At 75.8% G+C, this 17,449-nt stretch carries 13 protein-coding genes; 4 read left to right on the forward strand and 9 right to left on the reverse strand.

Annotation, left to right across the window (positions count from 1 at the left end; genetic code table 11):
• Positions 1-90: 90 nt before the first annotated feature.
• Positions 91-1,716 (forward strand): malate synthase A, encoded by a 1,626-nt coding sequence (aceB, locus tag ACF1AL_RS15365; RefSeq protein WP_391826123.1) that lies wholly within the window; start codon positions 91-93, stop codon positions 1,714-1,716.
• 51 nt (positions 1,717-1,767) lie between these two features.
• Here aceB and ACF1AL_RS15370 read toward each other — a convergent pair whose 3' ends face one another.
• The 9 genes from ACF1AL_RS15370 to ACF1AL_RS15410 form a co-directional block, all read right to left on the reverse strand.
• Positions 1,768-2,670 (reverse strand): HipA family kinase, encoded by a 903-nt coding sequence (locus tag ACF1AL_RS15370; protein ID WP_384213598.1) that lies wholly within the window; start codon positions 2,668-2,670, stop codon positions 1,768-1,770.
• A gap of 129 nt (positions 2,671-2,799) precedes the next feature.
• Positions 2,800-4,557, reverse strand: a complete 1,758-nt coding sequence (locus ACF1AL_RS15375; protein ID WP_391826124.1) for a class I adenylate-forming enzyme family protein — start codon at positions 4,555-4,557, stop codon at positions 2,800-2,802.
• Positions 4,554-6,329 carry a CoA transferase gene (locus ACF1AL_RS15380; RefSeq protein ID WP_391826125.1) on the reverse strand — a complete coding sequence of 592 codons (1,776 nt, stop codon included), beginning with the start codon at positions 6,327-6,329 and terminating at the stop codon, positions 4,554-4,556. Before ACF1AL_RS15380 ends, ACF1AL_RS15375 begins: the two co-directional genes overlap by 4 nt.
• Positions 6,326-7,147 carry a methyltransferase domain-containing protein gene (locus ACF1AL_RS15385; protein ID WP_366838155.1) on the reverse strand — a complete coding sequence of 274 codons (822 nt, stop codon included), beginning with the start codon at positions 7,145-7,147 and terminating at the stop codon, positions 6,326-6,328. The genes ACF1AL_RS15380 and ACF1AL_RS15385 overlap by 4 nt, the downstream gene beginning before the upstream one ends.
• 92 nt (positions 7,148-7,239) lie before the next feature.
• Positions 7,240-8,808: an AMP-binding protein gene (locus ACF1AL_RS15390; RefSeq protein ID WP_391701890.1), complete on the reverse strand. Its 1,569-nt coding sequence runs from the start codon at positions 8,806-8,808 to the stop codon at positions 7,240-7,242.
• Positions 8,795-10,165 carry an FAD-dependent oxidoreductase gene (locus tag ACF1AL_RS15395; protein ID WP_391826126.1) on the reverse strand — a complete coding sequence of 457 codons (1,371 nt, stop codon included), beginning with the start codon at positions 10,163-10,165 and terminating at the stop codon, positions 8,795-8,797. The genes ACF1AL_RS15390 and ACF1AL_RS15395 overlap by 14 nt, the downstream gene beginning before the upstream one ends.
• Entirely contained in the window at positions 10,162-11,136 is a 975-nt protein-coding gene (locus ACF1AL_RS15400) for a UbiA family prenyltransferase (protein ID WP_391658041.1), read from the reverse strand. The genes ACF1AL_RS15395 and ACF1AL_RS15400 overlap by 4 nt, the downstream gene beginning before the upstream one ends.
• Before the next feature lie 189 nt (positions 11,137-11,325).
• On the reverse strand, positions 11,326-12,468 hold the full coding sequence (locus tag ACF1AL_RS15405) for a DegT/DnrJ/EryC1/StrS family aminotransferase (protein ID WP_391826127.1): 1,143 nt from the start codon (positions 12,466-12,468) through the stop codon (positions 11,326-11,328).
• The gene (locus ACF1AL_RS15410; protein WP_391826128.1) at positions 12,465-13,559 is read right to left on the reverse strand and encodes a DegT/DnrJ/EryC1/StrS family aminotransferase; all 1,095 of its coding nucleotides are present in this window, start codon (positions 13,557-13,559) and stop codon (positions 12,465-12,467) included. Before ACF1AL_RS15410 ends, ACF1AL_RS15405 begins: the two co-directional genes overlap by 4 nt.
• Positions 13,560-13,932: 373 nt before the next feature.
• On the opposite strand from ACF1AL_RS15410, the gene ACF1AL_RS15415 reads away from it, so the two are divergent.
• From ACF1AL_RS15415 to ACF1AL_RS15425, 3 genes are read left to right on the forward strand one after another with little or no spacing between them, the layout of a single operon-like run.
• Positions 13,933-15,084: a Gfo/Idh/MocA family protein gene (locus ACF1AL_RS15415; protein ID WP_391826129.1), complete on the forward strand. Its 1,152-nt coding sequence runs from the start codon at positions 13,933-13,935 to the stop codon at positions 15,082-15,084.
• Position 15,085: 1 nt separating this feature from the next.
• Positions 15,086-16,171, forward strand: coding sequence for a TIM barrel protein (locus ACF1AL_RS15420; RefSeq protein ID WP_391826130.1), 1,086 nt, complete (start codon positions 15,086-15,088; stop codon positions 16,169-16,171).
• Entirely contained in the window at positions 16,168-17,448 is a 1,281-nt protein-coding gene (locus tag ACF1AL_RS15425; RefSeq protein ID WP_391826131.1) for a M20/M25/M40 family metallo-hydrolase, read from the forward strand. Before ACF1AL_RS15420 ends, ACF1AL_RS15425 begins: the two co-directional genes overlap by 4 nt.
• Position 17,449 lies beyond the last annotated feature (1 nt).

Raw genomic sequence — 17,449 nt, forward strand, 5'->3', positions numbered from 1 at the left:
CCCATTTCTGCCTCCAGGCACCCCGTGCCAGGGCAGGGTGGCGATGCACGTGGTTCGCTGAAACAGCTCCCCGTAAGGAAGTGACCGCTCATGTCCGCACCAGCGCCGTCCACGCTGGCCATCGTCGACGCCGAGCCCCTGCCGCGGCAGGAAGAGGTCCTCACCGACGCGGCGCTCGCCTTCGTGGCCGAGCTGCACCGGCGGTTCACGCCGCGCCGCGCCGAACTCCTCGCCCGCCGTGCCGAGCGCCGCGCCGAGATCGCCCGCACCTCCACCCTCGACTTCCTGCCCGAGACGGCCGCCATCCGCGCGGACGACTCCTGGAAGGTCGCCCCGGCCCCGGCCGCGCTGCAGGACCGCCGTGTCGAGATCACCGGCCCGACGGACCGCAAGATGACCATCAACGCCCTGAACTCGGGCGCGAAGGTCTGGCTCGCGGACTTCGAGGACGCCTCCGCTCCCACCTGGGAGAACGTCGTCCTCGGCCAGCTCAACCTGATCGACGCCTACACGCGCTCCATCGACTTCACCGACCCGAGGTCGGGCAAGACGTACGCCCTGCGCCCGAACGAGGAGCTCGCCACGGTCGTCATGCGGCCCCGCGGCTGGCACCTGAACGAGCGGCACCTCGTCGACGCCGACGGCACCCCGGTCCCGGGCGCCTTCGTCGACTTCGGCCTGTACTTCTTCCACAACGCCCAGTGCCTGCTCGACCTCGGCAAGGGCCCGTACTTCTACCTCCCGAAGACGGAGTCGCACCTGGAGGCCCGCCTCTGGAACGACGTGTTCGTCTTCGCCCAGGACTACGTCGGCATCCCGCAGGGCACCATCCGCGCCACCGTCCTGATCGAGACGATCACCGCGGCGTACGAGATGGAGGAGATCCTCTACGAGCTGCGCGACCACGCCTCCGGTCTGAACGCCGGCCGCTGGGACTACCTGTTCTCCATCGTCAAGAACTTCCGTGACGGCGGCGAGAAGTTCGTCCTGCCGGACCGCAACGCGGTCACCATGACGGCCCCGTTCATGCGCGCCTACACCGAACTCCTCGTGCGCACCTGCCACAAGCGCGGTGCCCACGCGATCGGCGGCATGGCGGCGTTCATCCCCTCCCGCAAGGACGCCGAGGTCAACAAGGTCGCCTTCGAGAAGGTCCGCGCCGACAAGGACCGCGAGGCGAACGACGGCTTCGACGGCTCCTGGGTCGCCCACCCCGACCTGGTGCCGATCGCCATGGAGTCCTTCGACAAGGTCCTCGGCGACCAGCCGAACCAGAAGGACCGGCTGCGCGAGGACGTCGACGTCAAGGCGGCCGACCTCATCGCCATCGACTCCCTGGACGCCAAGCCCACCTACGGCGGCCTGGTCAACGCCGTCCAGGTCGGCATCCGCTACATCGAGGCCTGGCTGCGCGGCCTCGGCGCCGTCGCCATCTTCAACCTGATGGAGGACGCGGCCACCGCCGAGATCTCCCGCTCCCAGATCTGGCAGTGGATCAACGCCGGTGTCGTCCTCGACAACGGCGAGAAGGTCACCGCCGACCTCGCCCGCAAGGTCGCCGCCGAGGAACTGGCGCACATCCGCGAGGAGATCGGCGAGGAGGCGTTCGCCGCCGGCAACTGGCAGCAGGCGCACGACCTGCTGCTGCAGGTCTCCCTCGACGAGGACTACGCCGACTTCCTCACCCTGCCGGCGTACGAGCAGCTCAAGGGCTGAGCCGGGCACGCGCCGAGGGGGCCCGGGATCACCCGGGCCCCCTCGGGCCGTTCAGCCCAGGTGCACCGACCAGTCCTGCCGCGCGGCCGGCTTGCCGTGCAGGTCGGGGACGCGCTTCAGCCAGTCCGGGCGGCCCGCCTGGGTGCGCTCCGCCCGCCGGGCCTCCTCCGCGGCCAGCTCCTCGCGGCTCGGGAAGTCGGTCGGCAGCCACGCCCCGGAGGCCCGCACCCGCGCGTGCAGATACGCCACGTAGGCCTCGCGCATCTCCTCGGGGCTCGCGAAGTCCGTCAGCCACGCGTCGGGCACCTCGGCGACGATCGCGCGCAGCAGCTCCTCGGTGACCCTGGGCGCCAGTTCGGCGTCGGCGGCGCGCACGTCGGGGCCGTAGTGGCCGAGGGCGTGGTGGCGGAAGTCGTAGGCCTTGGCGGGGTCGGCGCCGTCCCAGCGGTGGTGGAAGACGAGGGCGGCGCCGTGGTCGATGAGCCACAGCCGCGGCGGGGCGACGCCGAGGGTGGGCCACACCATGAGGTTGGAGCTGTGCACCGTGCGGTCGACGTTCGCGGTGAGCGCGTCGAGCCAGACGATACGGCCGGCCTCCAGCGGGTCCACCGGGAACATCCCGGCGACCTCGGGAGTGAGGTCGACCGCGCCCGGCAGGTAGTCCATGCCGAGGTTGAGGCCGTGGCTGGCGTCGTGCAGGTCCCGCACCTCCTGGTGCGGCTCGTGCGCGGCGATCCCCGGGTCGAAGTGCACCAGCACCAGCTCGGGGAAGCGCAGGCCCAGCGCGCGGGCCAGCTCGCCCACGATCACCTCGGCGACCAGCGCCTTGCTGCCCTGCGCGGAGCCGGTGAACTTGACCACGTAGGTGCCGAGGTCGTCGGCCTCGACCACTCCGGGGACGGACCCGCCGGAGCGCAGGGGTTCGATGTATCGCGTCGCGACGACCTCTCTCATCGGCTCCCACGACCCCACCGGTCGTATGCCTTGCATTCCATGTCCAGCTCCGGCGTCAGGCGAACGGGCTCCCGCCCATCATCGCCGACGGCGCGCCGGCCCGGCGGCCCGCCCGCCCCGCCATGGCGCTCAGTGCGGGCTCTCGACCTCGGCCGCCGCCCGGGCGGCCAGGGTGCGGTGGCAGATCTTGCCGGTGGGGCCGAGCGGCATCTCGTCCACCAGCAGCAGCCGTTCGGGGTGCTTGCGGCGGGCCAGGCCCCGCGCCGCCAGGTGGCCGGTCAGGTCGGCCAGCGCCGGCGCGGGCCCGCCGGGGACCGGGCGGACGCACGCGCACAGCCGCTCCCCCAGGTCCGCGTCCGGCACCGGCACACAGACCGCCTCGGCCACCGCGGGATGGGTGCCCAGGGCGTGTTCGACCTCGGCGAGGCTGATGTTGAGGCCGCCGCGCACGGCGATCCGCTTGAGCCGGCCCAGCACGTGCAGCCTCCCCCGCTCGTCCAGCAGGCCGAGGTCGCCCGTGCGCACCCAGCCGTCGGGGGTGCGGTAACGGGCGTCCAGCTCGGTCGCGTTGACGTAGCACAGGGGCGTCATGGGGCCCAGCGCCTCGATCTGCCCGGCGCTTCCGGCGGGCACGGGCGTGCCGTCGGGGCCGGTGATCCGGATCCGGGCGACGGCCGGGTCCGGGGTGCCCGCGCTGGTGCCGGGCGGCTCCTTCTCCCCGGCCGTGTGGCAGTTCACGCCGTCCGAGGAGCCGTAGACGGTGACCACCGGCCGTCCGAGGCGGCGGCGGCACGCGCGGGCGGTGGCCTCCGGGAGAGGGGCGCCGCTGGAGACGACCGCCGACAGCGACGAGGTGTCCTCGCCCGGCCGCTGCGGCAGGTCGGCGATCCGCCGGAGCATGGTGGGCACCGCGAAGAGCAGGGTGGGGCGGTGCTCGGCGACCAGCCGCAGCGCCTCCCGCGGGTCGAACGCCGACCGCACGATCAGGGTGCCGCCCAGAGCGGCCAGGGTGACCGGTGTGCCCAGCGAGCCGAAGGAGGAGGCCAGCGGGACGAGGACCAGGTGGCGGGGCGGCCGCGTGGCGTCCGGGTCGAGGCCGCGCACGTACCGGGCGCGGCCCCCGGCCAGGGTGTGATGGCTGTAGGCGACCATCTTCGGTTCGGCCTCGGAACCGGACGACACCAGGATGCGGGCGGGTCCGTACGGGTCGATGCGGGCGGGTCCGTACGAGTCGGCCGGGCGGGGCGGCCAGGGGCCCGGGGGGTGCACGCGGTCCGCGCCGGCCAGGGGGTTCGGGCCGGACGTGCGGACGCCGTCCCGGCCGGAGAGCAGGTGCAGGCCCGGCCCGCCCCCGCCGGACACGTACACCGCCCCCAGATGGGGCAGGTCCGCGACGGCGTCGGCGCGGGAGGGCGAGGCGAGGACGGCGCCGGCGGCCCGTGACCGGCCGAGCAGTGCCCGCAGGTCCCGGTCGTCGCCGCCCGGCGGGATCGGCAGGGCCACCGAGCCGATCGCGTAGACGGCGAGCTCCGCGGCCACGGCGTCGCGCCCGTCGGGCAGCGCGATCGCCACCACGTGCCCCTCCCCCAGACCGGCCCCGGCGAACAGACCGGCGATTTGGCGCACGTGCGCGTCCAGCTCCGCGTAGGTCAGCGCCCCCGCGTCGTCCACCAGCGCCTCGCGCCGCGGATGGGCGCGGACCCGGGCGGCGAAGAGCGTGTACAGGTCGGCGTCCGGGCACAGTCCCGCCGCCACCCAGGCACGCCGGCGCGCGCGGGGCACCAGATCGGGGAACGGCACGCCGGCGCGCGAAGTCCACACCGGCGGCCCTTCCGGGCGCGCGGGCGGGGCGGTGGTGCGAGGACGGGTCGCGGGGGTGGCGGTCATGCGAACTCCCAGGGCGGGCAGGGGCGGGCGTGGCCACCGGCCGGGCCGGCGGGGACGACGGCCGCCCGGAAGGCGGGATCGCGGGCGAGCGCGGTCAGATCGGTGAGGACGGGTGTCGCGGACAGGCCGGCCTCCGCCAGCCGTGCCGTCCACTCCTCGCTGGTCCGGCGGGCGAAGCGGGAGGTGAGGTCGCCGGGGGCGCCGGCGCGGTCCAGCAGGCGCAGCACCGCGTCGGGGTGCGCGCGTGCCTCGGGCCCGAGGTGGAGGTGGCCGTTCGCGGTGCGCAGCGGCCGGTCCAGCGGCGTGAAGCGGACCCGGTGCGCGGGGCGCGGGACGACGGCGGCCGCGGAGAGCAGGGAGGAGTCCACGCGGCAGCCCCGGCCGGTCGTCTCCCGGGCCGCGAGTGCGGCGAGCACTCCTTGGGCGCAGACCAGGCCGCCGAGGACGTCGGTGAGGGTCATCAGGGAGGGGGCCGGGGGCTGGTCGGCCGGCCGTACCGCCGCGGCGAGGCCGCCGTGCACCTGCGCCAGGTAGTCGGTGCCCAGGGGCGGCGGCCGGTCGCCGAAGGCGTCCCCGAAGCCGGAGGCCCACGCGTACACCAGGGCCGGGTGCGCGGGCAGCAGGTCGGCGGCGTCCAGGCCGAGCCGGGCGGCCTTCCCGGGGGCCCAGTTGTGCAGGAAGACGTCGGCCCCGGCGACGAGCGCGCGGACGGCGGCGCGGCCGTGCGCGGTGGTCAGGTCGGCCTCGACCACCGGCTTGCCCGCGTTGAGGGCGCCGAAGCGGGCCGAGCAGTCCCCCGCCAGCGGGGCGAGCCAGCGCATCGGGTCGCCGCCGGGCGGTTCGACGCGGATCACCTCGGCGCCGAGCAGCCGCAGGACGTGGCTGGCGAGCGGTCCCTGCACCCTGCGGGTGGACTCCACCACCCGCAGGCCGGTCAGCGGCAGGGCGGCTCCGCGGGCGGGGGACGCGCCGGGGGCCGGTTGCGCGCGGGGCGGGGGCACCGCAGCCGGTGCCGGGGTGAGCCGCCAGGGGGCGGGGCGGACGGCGGGGGCCGGGTCGGCGCCGACGGCGAGGAGACTGACGCCGGTGTCCCGCGCGGCGTCCCGCAGGTCCGCGAGGCAGCGGCGGCGGGCGGCCTGCCGCAGCGCCTCGGGCAGCGGGCACACGGCGGTGGCGAACCGCTGCTGGAACGGCTGCCAGCCACGGCCGGCGAGCGCCGGGGCCACCCCGAGCCGCGCCCAGAACTCCCGCCACGCCGACGGGTCGAGCGTCTCGATCTCCACGCGGACACCGTCGGACGTCTCCAGGGTGGCCAGGCCCTCAGCGGGCGGTGGTGTCCGCGACACCTGGGGGTCCGCCGGCTCCGAGCCGCCGTCGTCGGCCGTCGCCGCGGCGAGGTACTGGCCGATCGCGAGCAGGGCTCCCTGCGCCACCGAGGTGCGCACCTCGCGCAGGTCCAGGCCGCGTGCCCGCGCCACGCGCACGGCGGTGACCCCCTGCGCGGCGAGCACCCCGGCCACCGTGGAGGCGTAGTCGACGGCCAGCGGGAGCGGGCCGCCGGTCGCCCGGCCGTGGACATGCATGAGCCCGCAGGCGGCCTGCACGGCGCGTTCGTCCGGCAGGTCCGCGTCCACCGGGCCCACCCAGTCGAGGGTGTACGGCACGTCGTCCCCCGCGCGGCCGGCCCGCTCGGGCGCGGCGTGCCGCAGCAGCCGGTCGGCGACCACGGCGGCGACGGCCGGCCGGGTGGCGGTGCGCGTGCGGGCGGTCACGGCGCCGCCCGGCCGGGCCTGCGGCCCTGCACCGAGTACAGGACGCTGGAGGCGGCGCGGAAGGCGGGGTCCCGCATCAGCTCGCCCACCCGGTCCAGTTCGCCGGCGGTCATGCCCTGCTCCGTCAGCCGGTCGCGGAGGTTGCGGGTGTGGTTGAGCTGGAGCCCGAGGCCGGGGTCCCCGGCGTGCCGTACGCCGATGTGCAGGTGGACGTCGAGGGCGGTCAGCCCCGCGGCCCGCATCGCCGCCGGCACCTTGCGGCCCCAGTGCGGGTCGCCGCCCGCGGCCCGCATGGCCGCCTGCTTGGCCCGCAGGAAACGGGTGTACAGCGCCTCGGCCCGCGGATCCGGGGTGAGCAGCGGCGGCTCGTAGGAGGCGTCGATCTCGTCGATCTGCAGCAGGCCGCCGGGTCTGAGCGCGCGCACCAGCTTGCGCAGGACGGTGTCGCGGGAGGGCAGGTGCTGCAGCACCAGGCGGGCCACGACCAGGTCGTAGGCGGCCTCCGGTAGCGGGTCGCGGGCCACGTCGAGGGCGGCGACCTCCAGGCCCGGGCCGGGCGTCAGGTCGCGGGGGTCGAGGTCGGTGGCGAGCACCGAGCCGCCCGGTGCGACCCGGTCGGCCAGCCAGCGCGCGATGCTGCCGCCGCCCGCGCCGATCTCCAGACAGCGCCAGCCGGGGCCGACCCCCGCGGCGGCCAGGCGCGGCAGGGTCACCGGGTCGTAGGCGGCGGCGAGGCAGCGGTGCTGGTCCCGGCTGTGCGCGGTGCCGTTGGCGAAGACCGCGCGGGTGCCGTCCCGGGCGGGAGCGTGCTGGGACACGGTAGGACTCCTCTCCTCACAACAGGGCTCGGTGTTCACGCGGGCATCGGAGGCTCGGTGTTCACGCGGGCATCGGACGTACCGCCACCTCTTCAGGTCGTGACCGGGGCGCCGGTGAGGCGGTGGGCCAGGACGGCGCGGCGGACTTTGCCCGTGCCGGTGCGGGGGACCTCGTCCCAGGTGAGGACGGCGGGATCGCGCAGCGGCGGCAGGCCCTGGACGGCCTGTTTCCACGCGTCGGGGTCCAGCCGGCCGTCGGCGGTGACCACCACGGGCAGCGGAGCGCCCTGCGGGGCGCCGAGGACCACGCATTCGAGGGCCTGCGGCAGCCGCTGCTCCAGCATGTCCTCGGTCCGCAGGCAGCTCAGGCCGGGCAGGCGGTCGACCGCGCGGTCCAGGAGGCTGACGCTGCCGTCCCGGTGGTGCACGCCCAGGTCGCCGGTGGACCACCAGTCACCGGCGCGTTGGGCGTCCCAGCGCGCCGGTTCGCCGAGATAGCCGAGGGCGAGGGCGGGGGTGCGGACGAGGAGCAGACCGGGCCGGCCGCGCGGCACCGGGCGCAGGGTGTGCGGGTCCACCACGCGCAGCCGGGTGCGGCCCGGCACCGGGCGGCCCAGTCGGCGCGTGGTGGTCTCCGCGTCGGGGGCGAGCGCGCTGCGCCGGGTGTGGAAGCGAAAGGTCAGCGGTCCGGTCTCGGTCTGGCCCCAGCCCTGCATCCACAGCGGCCGGGGGCGGCGGCTGGCGGCCAGGTACGCGCGCAGGGTGGGCGGGTGCACGGCGTCGTAGGTGCTGATGTAGAGGCGGACGTGGCGGAAGGGGTTGTCCAGCCGGGCGGTCAGGGGCCGCAGCCGGACGTAGGCGGCGGGCAGGGCCTCGACGACGGTCGGCGGGTGGGCGCGCAGCAGCGGGTCGGCGCGGTCCGGGTCGTCGCCGGTCAGGATGACGATCCCGGCGGGCGCGAGCGACAGCACCACGGCCGTCCAGCAGAACGTGCGCCCGTGTCCGTACGCCCCGGCGTGGGCGAGGACGTCGTCGGGGCCGATGCCGATACCGGGCAGGCGCACCGCCTCGAAGCGGGCCAGCTTGTGCACGAGGGTGCGGGTGGAGTGGACGACCAGCTTGGGCACGCCGGTGGTCCCGGAGGTGTGGTGGACGGTCAGGGGTTCGTCGGCGTGCCGCCGCACGGGTGGCCGGGGGCGGGAGGCGTCCAGTGCGGCGAAGTGGACCGCGCCGGGCGCGGCGGCGTCGAGGGTGACGCAGACGGGCGCGAGCGGGCCGGTGACCGTGTCCCGGCACCGGGCGAGCAGCGCGGAGGTGGTGACGAGCGCGGCCGGGCGCAGCCGTTCCAGCAGGGTGCGCAGGCCGGTGGTGTCCAACCGCGCGGACAGCTGTGCGGGGACGGCGCCGAGCCGGACCGCGGCGCAGGCGAGCAGGTCGCAGTCCCAGTGGTTGTCCTTGAGGATCGCCACGCGGTCCCCGGCGCGGACCCCGGCGTCGGCGAGGCGGGCGGCGGTGGCGCGGACGAGGGCGGCGAGTTCCGGGACGGTCCAGCGGGTGCCGGAGTGCGGGGCGATGTCGAAGGGGCGGTCCAGCCGGACGACGGTGCGGGCGCCGGCCGCGGCCGCGTCGTCGAACAAGGTGCCCATGTCACGCGGTCGCACGGATCGCCTCCGCTCGCTCGGTGCCGGCCGGACGGTGTCCGCCGAGCCGGCTCAGGACACGGGAGGCGGCCAGCGCGCCCGCCCGGACGGCGCCCTCGGAGGCGGGCCGCAGCATGACCCAGTCGCCGGCGTACTCCACGGCGCGCACGGGGCGGGCCAGGAAGGCGCCGCGTTCCCGCAGGGCCTCGGGGGTGGCTTCGGGCAGGCCGTGACGGAAGGCGTGCACGAGGTGGTCGCGGCAGGCGCCGCCGATGCCGGGGACATAGCGTTCGGCCGCGTCCGTGAGGAGGCGGGCGACGTCGTCGGGGGCGGCGTCCAGCAGTTCGGGGACGCGGCGCGGGCCGGCCACGAGGGTGACCAGGCCCCGGCCGGCGGGGGCGCGGCCGGGGTCCTTGGCGTGGTCGACGACGACGCCGGAGAGCACGTCCTCCTCGACGGCCGGGGTGAGCAGGACGTGCACGGGGCGGCGGGCGGCGGGGGCGAGCGGCCGCTCCAGCAGGCAGCTGACCTTCAGCATGGGGGTGAAGGTGCAGGCGGTGAGGAACGGCCTTTCGTCGGCGGGGGCGTCGGGGCGCAGGGCCGCGGCGACGGGTGCCGGTACGGCGAGCACGGCGGCCCGCGCCCGGACCTCGCCGTCGTCGCACCGCAGGACGGCGTGGTCGCCCGCGTCGGTGACCTCGCGCACCGGGTGGCCGGTGACGACGTCGGTGTCCGCGGCGAGCCGGCGGGCCAGGAAGTCCATGCCGTCGCGGTAGGTGTGCCAGCCGGCCGGGGAACCGGCCTCCAGCAGCAGGCTGACCAGGGGTGCGGCCGCGGAGCGGGCGGTGTCCCAGCCGAAGAAGCAGCCCGCGACCGGCTGGAAGAGGTAGTCGTGCAGGTCGCGGTGGTAGCGGGCGGTCGTCTCCCGTACGGTGGCGGCGCCCAGCGGGCTGTCCTCGGGGCGGTCGCCGTCGAACCGGGCCCGGCGGCGGCCGGTGCGGGCGGTGAAGGCCGCCAGGTCGAGTCGCGCCCGGGCGGACAGCCCCGCTCCGGTGACCACGGCCGAGGGCTCGCCCACCCCCGAGTGGACCCGGCCGTCGCGCCAGACGGCCACGCCGCCGCCGACCCGCGGTACGTCCGCGGGGGTGGCGCCGACGCGGCGCAGCAGCTCCCACGTCGCGCGGTACCCGCGGGGCGCGACCTGCTCGGCGCCGGTGTCCACGGTCCAGCCCTGCCGGCGCACGGACCGCATCCTGCCGCCCACCTGCGGCAGTTGCTCGTACACCCGGACCGTCAGCCCGGCGCGGCGCAGTTCGTGCGCGGCGGTCAGGCCGGCGATGCCCGCGCCGACGACGGCGACGTCCAGTTCCGGTGTCATACGGCGGCCACCGTCCCGGCCAGCACGTTGGCCACGGCCATCAGCACGACGCTCAGCCGGTGCACCGCGAAGCCGGTGCGGCGGGCGGTCATGATGTCGCCGCGGACGAACCCGGTGAGGTACTGGCGGGCCCGCAGCGCGCTCGCCGGCAGCATCAGCAGCACGAACCACCAGGGGGCCGCCCCGGTCGCCGAGGCGAGCGCGCCGATGAGGAACTCCGCGGCCGACAGCGCCCCGATGAAGACGGCGTTGCCGCGTTCCGAGACCAGGGCCGCCACCGTCGGGCGGCCCACGGCACGGTCGCCGGCCACGTCGTTGGTGTTGGAGTAGACGCCGAACATCAGCGGCCCGAAGCCGAACAGCACCGCCTGCACCATGAGGAAGCCGGAGAAGCCCCCCGTCACCAGGCCGTAGGGCACGATCACCAGCACCGCGCCGAGGGCCACCAGGAACACCTCCTGGAAGCCGTGGTAACTGATCTTCAGGCCGTAGGAGTACTGCAGCGACACCACGAACAGCGCGCCGGCCGCGACCAGCGCCCACAGCGGACGGTGCGGTGCGATGCCGGCCGCCGCCGCCCACAGCACCGCGCCGGCCGCCGCGCAGACCCACGCGAAGCGCAACGCCTGAGGCACCGTCAGGGTCCCGGCGACCAGGGGCTTGCGCGCCTTGCTGCGCAGCGGGTTGTCGGGGCCGTAGTTGGCCAGGTCGCTGCCGTCCCGGTAGCCGGTGACGTCGTCGAGGGCGACCATCGCCATGAGGACCGCGACCTCCCCGGCCAGGAACAACGCCAGTACCGCCGCCTGCCGGGCGGTGAGGGCGCCGGCGGGGAACAGCGCCGCGGTGAGGGCGAGGAAGATGCCGAGGTAGTAGTCGTAGACGTCGAGTTTGCCGAGCCGCGCGTAGACGCGCAGGCGGCCGGCGCCGTGGGCGGTGGCGGCCGGACGGCCGGCCGCGATGCTGTCCGTCATGGGTACCTCTTGGGGGGTGGGGGGTGTCTGCGTCCGAGGGGGTGCGGCGAGGCGCGGTGGCCGGGCGCCCCTCCTCGGGTGGGCGGCCGGGGCGTCCGAGACGGCCGGTCAGCCGGGGTCGTACGAAACGGCCGGTCAGCCCGGGTCGTCCGAGACAGTCGGTCAACCCGGGTCGTCCGAGACGGCCCGTCAGCGGTGTCCGGTGGCGAAGGCGCACACGAGGTCCGCGACGTGCTCGACCTGTGCGTCGGTCAGCAAGTGGTGCACGGGCAGGGCGAGATGGCGGCGCGCGGCCTGTTCGGCGTGCGGCCAGTGGGCACCGGGCGGTGCGTAGGGGGCGAAGGCGGGATGGGCGGGCAGCGGGCGCGGATAGTAGACGTGCGTGGCCACCCCGTGCGCGGCGAGGTGGGCGCCGAGTGCCTCCCGGTCGTCGGCGAGGACCGTGTAGACGTAGAAGCACCGGCCGTCCTGTCCGGGCGGTGGCGGTACGACGCCGTGGCCGGCCAGCGGGGTGAAGCGCTCGGTGTAGTAGGCGGCGATCCGTGCGCGCCGGGCGAGGCGTGCCGGGAAGCCGGCGTAGCGGTGGGTCTGGAAGGCGGCCTGGATCTCGTCGAAGCGGCTGTTGAGTCCGACGGCGTGGTGGACGAAACGCCGCCCCGCGTACTGGCCGTGGTTGCGCAGCATCCGGACCCTCTCGCCGAGCGCACCGTCCCGGGTGACGACCACACCGCCCTCGCCGGGCATGCCGCAGGTCTTGACCTGGACAAAGGAGTAGACGCCGGCCTCGCCCCACAGTCCGGCGGGGACGCCCCGCAGCACGCCTCCCTGGGCGACCGCCGAGTCCTCCGGCAGGCGCAGCCCGCGCCGCCGGGCCAGCTCGGTGAAGCGGGGCATGTCGGCCATCACGGAGAACATGTGGGCGGGCATCACCGCCTTGGTCCGCCCGGTGACCAGCCGGTCCGCCTCGTCGGGGTCCATGGTCATGGTGTCGGGGCGGATGTCGGCGAAGACCGGTGTGGCGCCGGTGCCGGTCACCGAGGCGGCCAGCGGCGCGCAGCCGAACGCGGGCACGATCACCTCGTCGCCGGGGCCGATGTCCATGGCCCGCAGCACCAGGGAGAGCGCGGACGTGCCGCTGGAGCAGGCGACGACGTCGGCGGCCCCCAGGTCCTCGCGCAGCAGGTCCTCGAAGGCGGCGGTGCGCCGGCCGAGGATGAAGCGCTGCTCCGGGTCGAGCCCCACCTCGCGGAGCAGGGCGAGCAGGGCCGTACGGTCGGCTTCGAAGAGGGCGGGAGGGAAGAAGGGGACGGCGGGAGCGGGCGGTGCGGTCATGCGGTCGTCCTCGTTCCGGCGAGGAAGGAGCGGAGGGTGGCGCAGACGCGGTCCACGTCCGCGAGGGTGAGATCGGGGTGGAAGGGCAGGGCCACGGCGTGCTCGGCCGCGGCCTCGGCGTGCGGGAAGTCGTCCCGGCGGTGGCCGAGACGGGCGAAGGCGGGCTGGTGGGGCAGCGGCACCGGGTAGTAGACCTCGGTGCCGATGCCGTGCCGGTCGAGGTGGGCGACCAGGGCGTCGCGGTGCTCGGTCTCGATCAGGTAGACGTAGAACACGTCGCGGTCGTCCGGTGTCCGGGCGGTGGTGCGCGGCAGCCGCACGATGCCGGGTACGTCCCGCAGGCGTGCGGTGTAGGCGTCGGCGAGTGCGGCGCGGCGGGCGATGTGCTCCTCCAGCAGGGGCAGTTTGGCGAGCAGGACGGCCGCCTGGAGGTCGTCCATCTTGCTGTTGACGCCCGGCAGGGCGCTCTCGGTGGAGATGGCCGGGAAGTCGTTCAGGGTGCGGCCCGCCCTGCCGTGGTGACGCAGGGCCGCGACGGTGGCCGCCACGTCCGGGTCGTCGGTGAGCACGGCGCCCGCGTCGCCGAGCGCGCCGAGCGTCTTGGAGGGAAAGAAGGACAGCACCCCGCCGGCGCCGTGCAGGCCGGCGTGCACACCGCGCCGGCGCATGCCGATCGCCTCGGCGCTGTCCTCCACGACCGTCAGCCCGTGCCGCCGGGCGACCTCGCCGACGGCGGCCGTGTCGGCCATGGTGTGGAAGAGGTGGACCGGCATCACGAACCGGCTGCGCGGGGTGACGGCGGCCTCCAGCGCCGCCGGGTCCATGGCGTAGGTGTGCGGGTCGATGTCGACGAACTGCGGCTGCCCGCCGGCCAGGACGACGGCCGACGCGGTCGCGAAGAACGAGTACGCCGGGACCAGCACGCCGTCCCCGGGGGCCAGTCCGCAGGCCCGCAGCAGCAGCACGAGCGCGTCGGTGCCGCTGTTCACACCGATGACGTGCCGTGCGCCGGTGTAGTCCGCGAGGGCCGCCTCCAGCTGACCGACCTGCTGTCCGTGGGAGAACTTGCCGCTGTCGAAGACCTCGCCCACCGCCTTTTCGATGGACGGCCACAGCTGTTCGAAAGTCGCCGCCTGGGAGAAGAAGGGAATCGGCCGGGCTGTTTCCGGTCCGGCCGGTAACGCGTGTCCGTCCCGCGCCGCGAGCTGTCCGTCGGAAGGCAATCTCTCACCCGTCTCGTCCGTGGTCCGTCTTCCTTCGGAATGCCCACGCTAAGGGGCGACGGAACGGACGGAGAAAGGAAGGGAATCATCTTCACACGTTGTGGGGAAAAGCGCTCGGGCACGCTTGACCCATTCCGCGCCGGGCAGCAATAGTCCTGCCGCGTAATGGAGTTGCGCCTTTGCCTGGCCGAATTTCCCTCCCGCGCGCTCCCATTCACCCTGACTTTCTCCAGGAGGCCTTGTGCTGCAGCCCCTCGTGGTCGGGCTCGGCCGGTCCGGATCCGGACTTCACTTGCGGACCCTCGTGCGCCTGGCCCGGCGGTCGGCGGCCGCGGGGGACCCGCTCGTCGCCCTGCCCACCGTCGGCTGCGACCCGCGCGCCCGCGCGTTACGGCCCCTGGGCGCGCCCGGCGAGGTCACCGTCGTCGCCACGCTCGAAGAGGCCCTGGCGCACGTGGACCCCGCGAGGACGGTCGCCCATGTGTGCACCCCGCCCCGGCTGCGGCACGAGCTGATCGCAGAGCTCGCCGGTCACGGCGTCCGCCGGCTGATCGTGGAGAAGCCGCTCGCCACGTCCCCGGACGAACTCGACGCCCTCGTCCGGCTCCGTCAGGAGGCCGGCCTCGATCTGGTGGTCGTGGCGCACTGGACCTCCTCCCGGCTCGCCGCCCGGCTGCGCCGGCTGATCCGCGGCCGGCACCTCGGCGCGCTGCGGCGCATCACCGTGGACCAGCACAAACCCCGCTTCCAGCGGTCGCTGACCTCCGACGGGCACACGTCCGCGCTGGACGTGGAGATCCCGCACTCCCTGGCCCTCGCGCTGGACCTGGCCGGTCCGGCCGAGCTGCGCACCGCGCGCTGCTGGGACCTGCTGTGCGAGGACCGCCGGCTGCCCGGGCTCGGCGGCGCGCACGTCGAACTGGAGCACCGGTCCGGCGTGGTGACGCTGCTGCGCTCCGACCTCGGCGCGCCCGTCCGGCAGCGCAGCGTCGTCTGCGCCTTCGAGGGCGGGACCGTCACGGCCCACTTCCCGCTCAGCGAGGACGACGACCACGCCCAGCTCCTCGTCGTCCCCTTCGACCGCGGCCCGCAGCCGCCGGGGGACGGCCTCCCCGGCGGGCCGGGAGCGGTGGCCGGGGCCGGGCACCACGTCTTCCGCGACGACGCCCTGACCGCCTTCCTCGAAGACACCTACCGCGGCTTCGCCGCCGGAGGGGCAGGCGCCGCCGGAGGAACGGGCGCCGCCCAAGGAGCGGGCACCGCCGGAGGGGCGGGGGCCGCCCAAGGAGCGGGCGCCGCCGGATTCCCCCTCGCCTGCGCCGCCACCCGCCTGCTGTGCGCGGCCCGCGAGCGCAGTGCCGCCGTGCCGCCCGTCCGCGCCGGGAGCCGCTGAGATGACCGGACAGCACGCGAGCGGGCCGGGCCTCGGAGGGTTCGGCCCGCCGGCCGGCATCGGCGACGAGGCCGCGCCCGACACCGACGGCCAGCTGGCCGCGCTGCGGCGCCTGGGCTGGAACACCATCGAGCTGCGCTCGGTCGACGGCGTCGCGCTCGCCGATCTCTCCCGGGCCGCCTTCGCCGCGCTGGCGCGACGGCTCGGGGACGCCGGCGTCACCGTCGTGGCCGTCGCCTCCCGGATCGGCAACTGGTCCCGCCCCGTCACCGGCGACTTCGGCGTGGACCTCGCCGAACTCGACGTCCTCGCCGAGCGCTGCGCCACGCTCGGCTGCCGTCTGGTGCGGATCATGTCGTACCCCAACGACGGCCTGCCGCAGGAGGAGTGGGCCGACCGCGTCATCGCCCGCACCGCCGTCCTCGCGGACCGCGCCGCGCGCGCGGGCCTGGTGCTGGCGCACGAGAACTGCGCGGGCTGGGCCGGGGACCGGGCCGACCGTGCGCTGCGCCTGCTGCACGCCGTCGACAGCCCGGCACTGCGCCTGCTGTTCGACATCGGCAACGGCGTCCCGTACGGCTACCACGCCCCGGACCTGCTGCGCCCGCTCGCCCCGTACGTCGTCCACGTCCACGTCAAGGACGCCGTGCGCACCCCGGACGGCGGCGCCGCCTACACCCTGCCCGGCGCGGGCGAGGCCGGGGTGGCGGAATGCCTGCGGATCCTGGCCGCCCAGGGGTACACGGGCGCGCTCTCGCTCGAACCGCATCTGGCCGTACGCCCGCACGAGGGCCTGACCCGGGCCGGCGAGGACGCGGCCGACCTGTTCGTACGGGCGGGGCAGGCGCTCACCGCGCTGCTGGACGGCGGGCGGCCACCAGCCGGACGACCGGATACCGACCCTTCGGACACCCGGCTGCCGCCCGCCGATCGGCCGCAGCCTCGTCAGCCGCACGCCGGGCCGGCGGACACCCCACAGCCGCACGCCGAGCCGTCGGACACCGGGCTTTCGGGCCCCGCGCCTTCGGACACCGGGCCGACGGGCGCCGAACGGCTGGGCGCCGCCCCCGCGGGCGGCGCGGCGTGAGCGCACTCTTCACCGGCCGGCACCGTGAGCTGCTGCTGGAGCTGCTGCGGCTGCCCAGCGTCAACCCGCTGGAGGCCGGGCCCGACGATCCGCCGTCCCGGCTGCCCGACCTCCTGCGCCGGTACGCCACGGCCGCCGCCGCGTCCGGGTTCCGCACCGTGCGCCTCGCTCCCCCGCCCCCCGCCTGCCTGGACCGGCCCGGCGTACCGGCCACGGTCCTGGCCGCCGCCCGCGATCCGCGGTTCCTGGCCGGGCAGCCCAGCGCGCTGCTGCGGCTCGGCCCACGGCTGCCCCGGGCGCGCACGGTGATGTTCAACGTCCATCTGGACACCGTCGCCGGGTACGCCCCGCCTGCCTTCGACGGTGCCCGGTTCACCGGCCGGGGCGCGGTCGACGCCAAGGGTCCCGCGGTCGCCCTGCTCGCGGGGCTGGAGGCCGCCGCCGCCCACCCGGCCGTCGGACGGGAGGTCGCCGTCCTGGTCCAGGCCGTCGCCGGGGAGGAGGGCGGCGCCCTCGGCACGTACGGCACCCGCCCGCTGCTGGAGGCCGGTCACCACGGCCGCCTCAACGTGTTCTGCGAGCCCACCGGGCTGCGGGCCCTGCCGCGGGCCACCGCCGCCCTGACCGCCCGGATCACGGTCGCCGGCGAGGACGCCGTGGACGACCAGCCGGACGCCGGGCACAACGCCACCGTGCTGCTCGGTTTCCTCGCCCAGCACCTCGCCGCCCGCCTGGACGGCTGTGTGCCCGGCGGGCGGGTGTGCGTCGCGGGACTGTCCACGGGGCGCACGCACAACCGGGTCCACGGCACCGGCACCCTGCTGCTGAACCTGTCCTACCGGTCCACCGCCGACGGCGACCGCCTCGAAGCCGCGGTGACCCGGCACCTCGCCGAGGGGCTGGACGACTTCGCCGAACGCTTCGCCGGCACCCGGGAGTTCGCCCGCACGGCCCGCGACGCACGGCACATCACCCGGCTCGGCTGGGACAAGCGGGGGCTGCCCGCGCTGGACGACCACGACCCGTGGGCCGAGAAGCTGCTGGCCCGCGCGGGCGCCCGGCCGGCGGCCGGCGACCCTGGCTTCACCTGCGACGCCGTCTGGGCCGCCGGCCTGGACGACGCGTTCACCGCCGTGCTCGGCCCCGGCGATCTCGCCGCCAACCGCGCCCACGCGCCGGGCGAGTTCGTCGACCTGGCCGACCTGGAGGACTTCGCCGGCGTGATCCACCGGCTCGTCACCCTCTTCGCCGAAGAGCACCGACCCTCTCTCCCGTGAG

It is taken from the genome of Streptomyces sp. NPDC014801 (assembly GCF_043082085.1).
Lineage (GTDB): Bacteria > Actinomycetota > Actinomycetes > Streptomycetales > Streptomycetaceae > Streptomyces.

Bases quoted from the DNA above. Each gene is read 5' to 3' on its own strand.
- aceB (WP_391826123.1), top strand. From the start codon at position 91: ATGTCCGCACCAGCGCCGTCCACGCTGGCCATCGTCGACGCCGAGCCC.
- ACF1AL_RS15370 (WP_384213598.1), bottom strand. From the start codon at position 2,670: ATGAGAGAGGTCGTCGCGACGCGATACATCGAACCCCTGCGCTCCGGC.
- ACF1AL_RS15375 (WP_391826124.1), bottom strand. From the start codon at position 4,557: ATGACCGCCACCCCCGCGACCCGTCCTCGCACCACCGCCCCGCCCGCG.
- ACF1AL_RS15395 (WP_391826126.1), bottom strand. From the start codon at position 10,165: ATGACACCGGAACTGGACGTCGCCGTCGTCGGCGCGGGCATCGCCGGC.
- ACF1AL_RS15400 (WP_391658041.1), bottom strand. From the start codon at position 11,136: ATGACGGACAGCATCGCGGCCGGCCGTCCGGCCGCCACCGCCCACGGC.
- ACF1AL_RS15405 (WP_391826127.1), bottom strand. From the start codon at position 12,468: ATGACCGCACCGCCCGCTCCCGCCGTCCCCTTCTTCCCTCCCGCCCTC.
- ACF1AL_RS15420 (WP_391826130.1), top strand. From the start codon at position 15,086: ATGACCGGACAGCACGCGAGCGGGCCGGGCCTCGGAGGGTTCGGCCCG.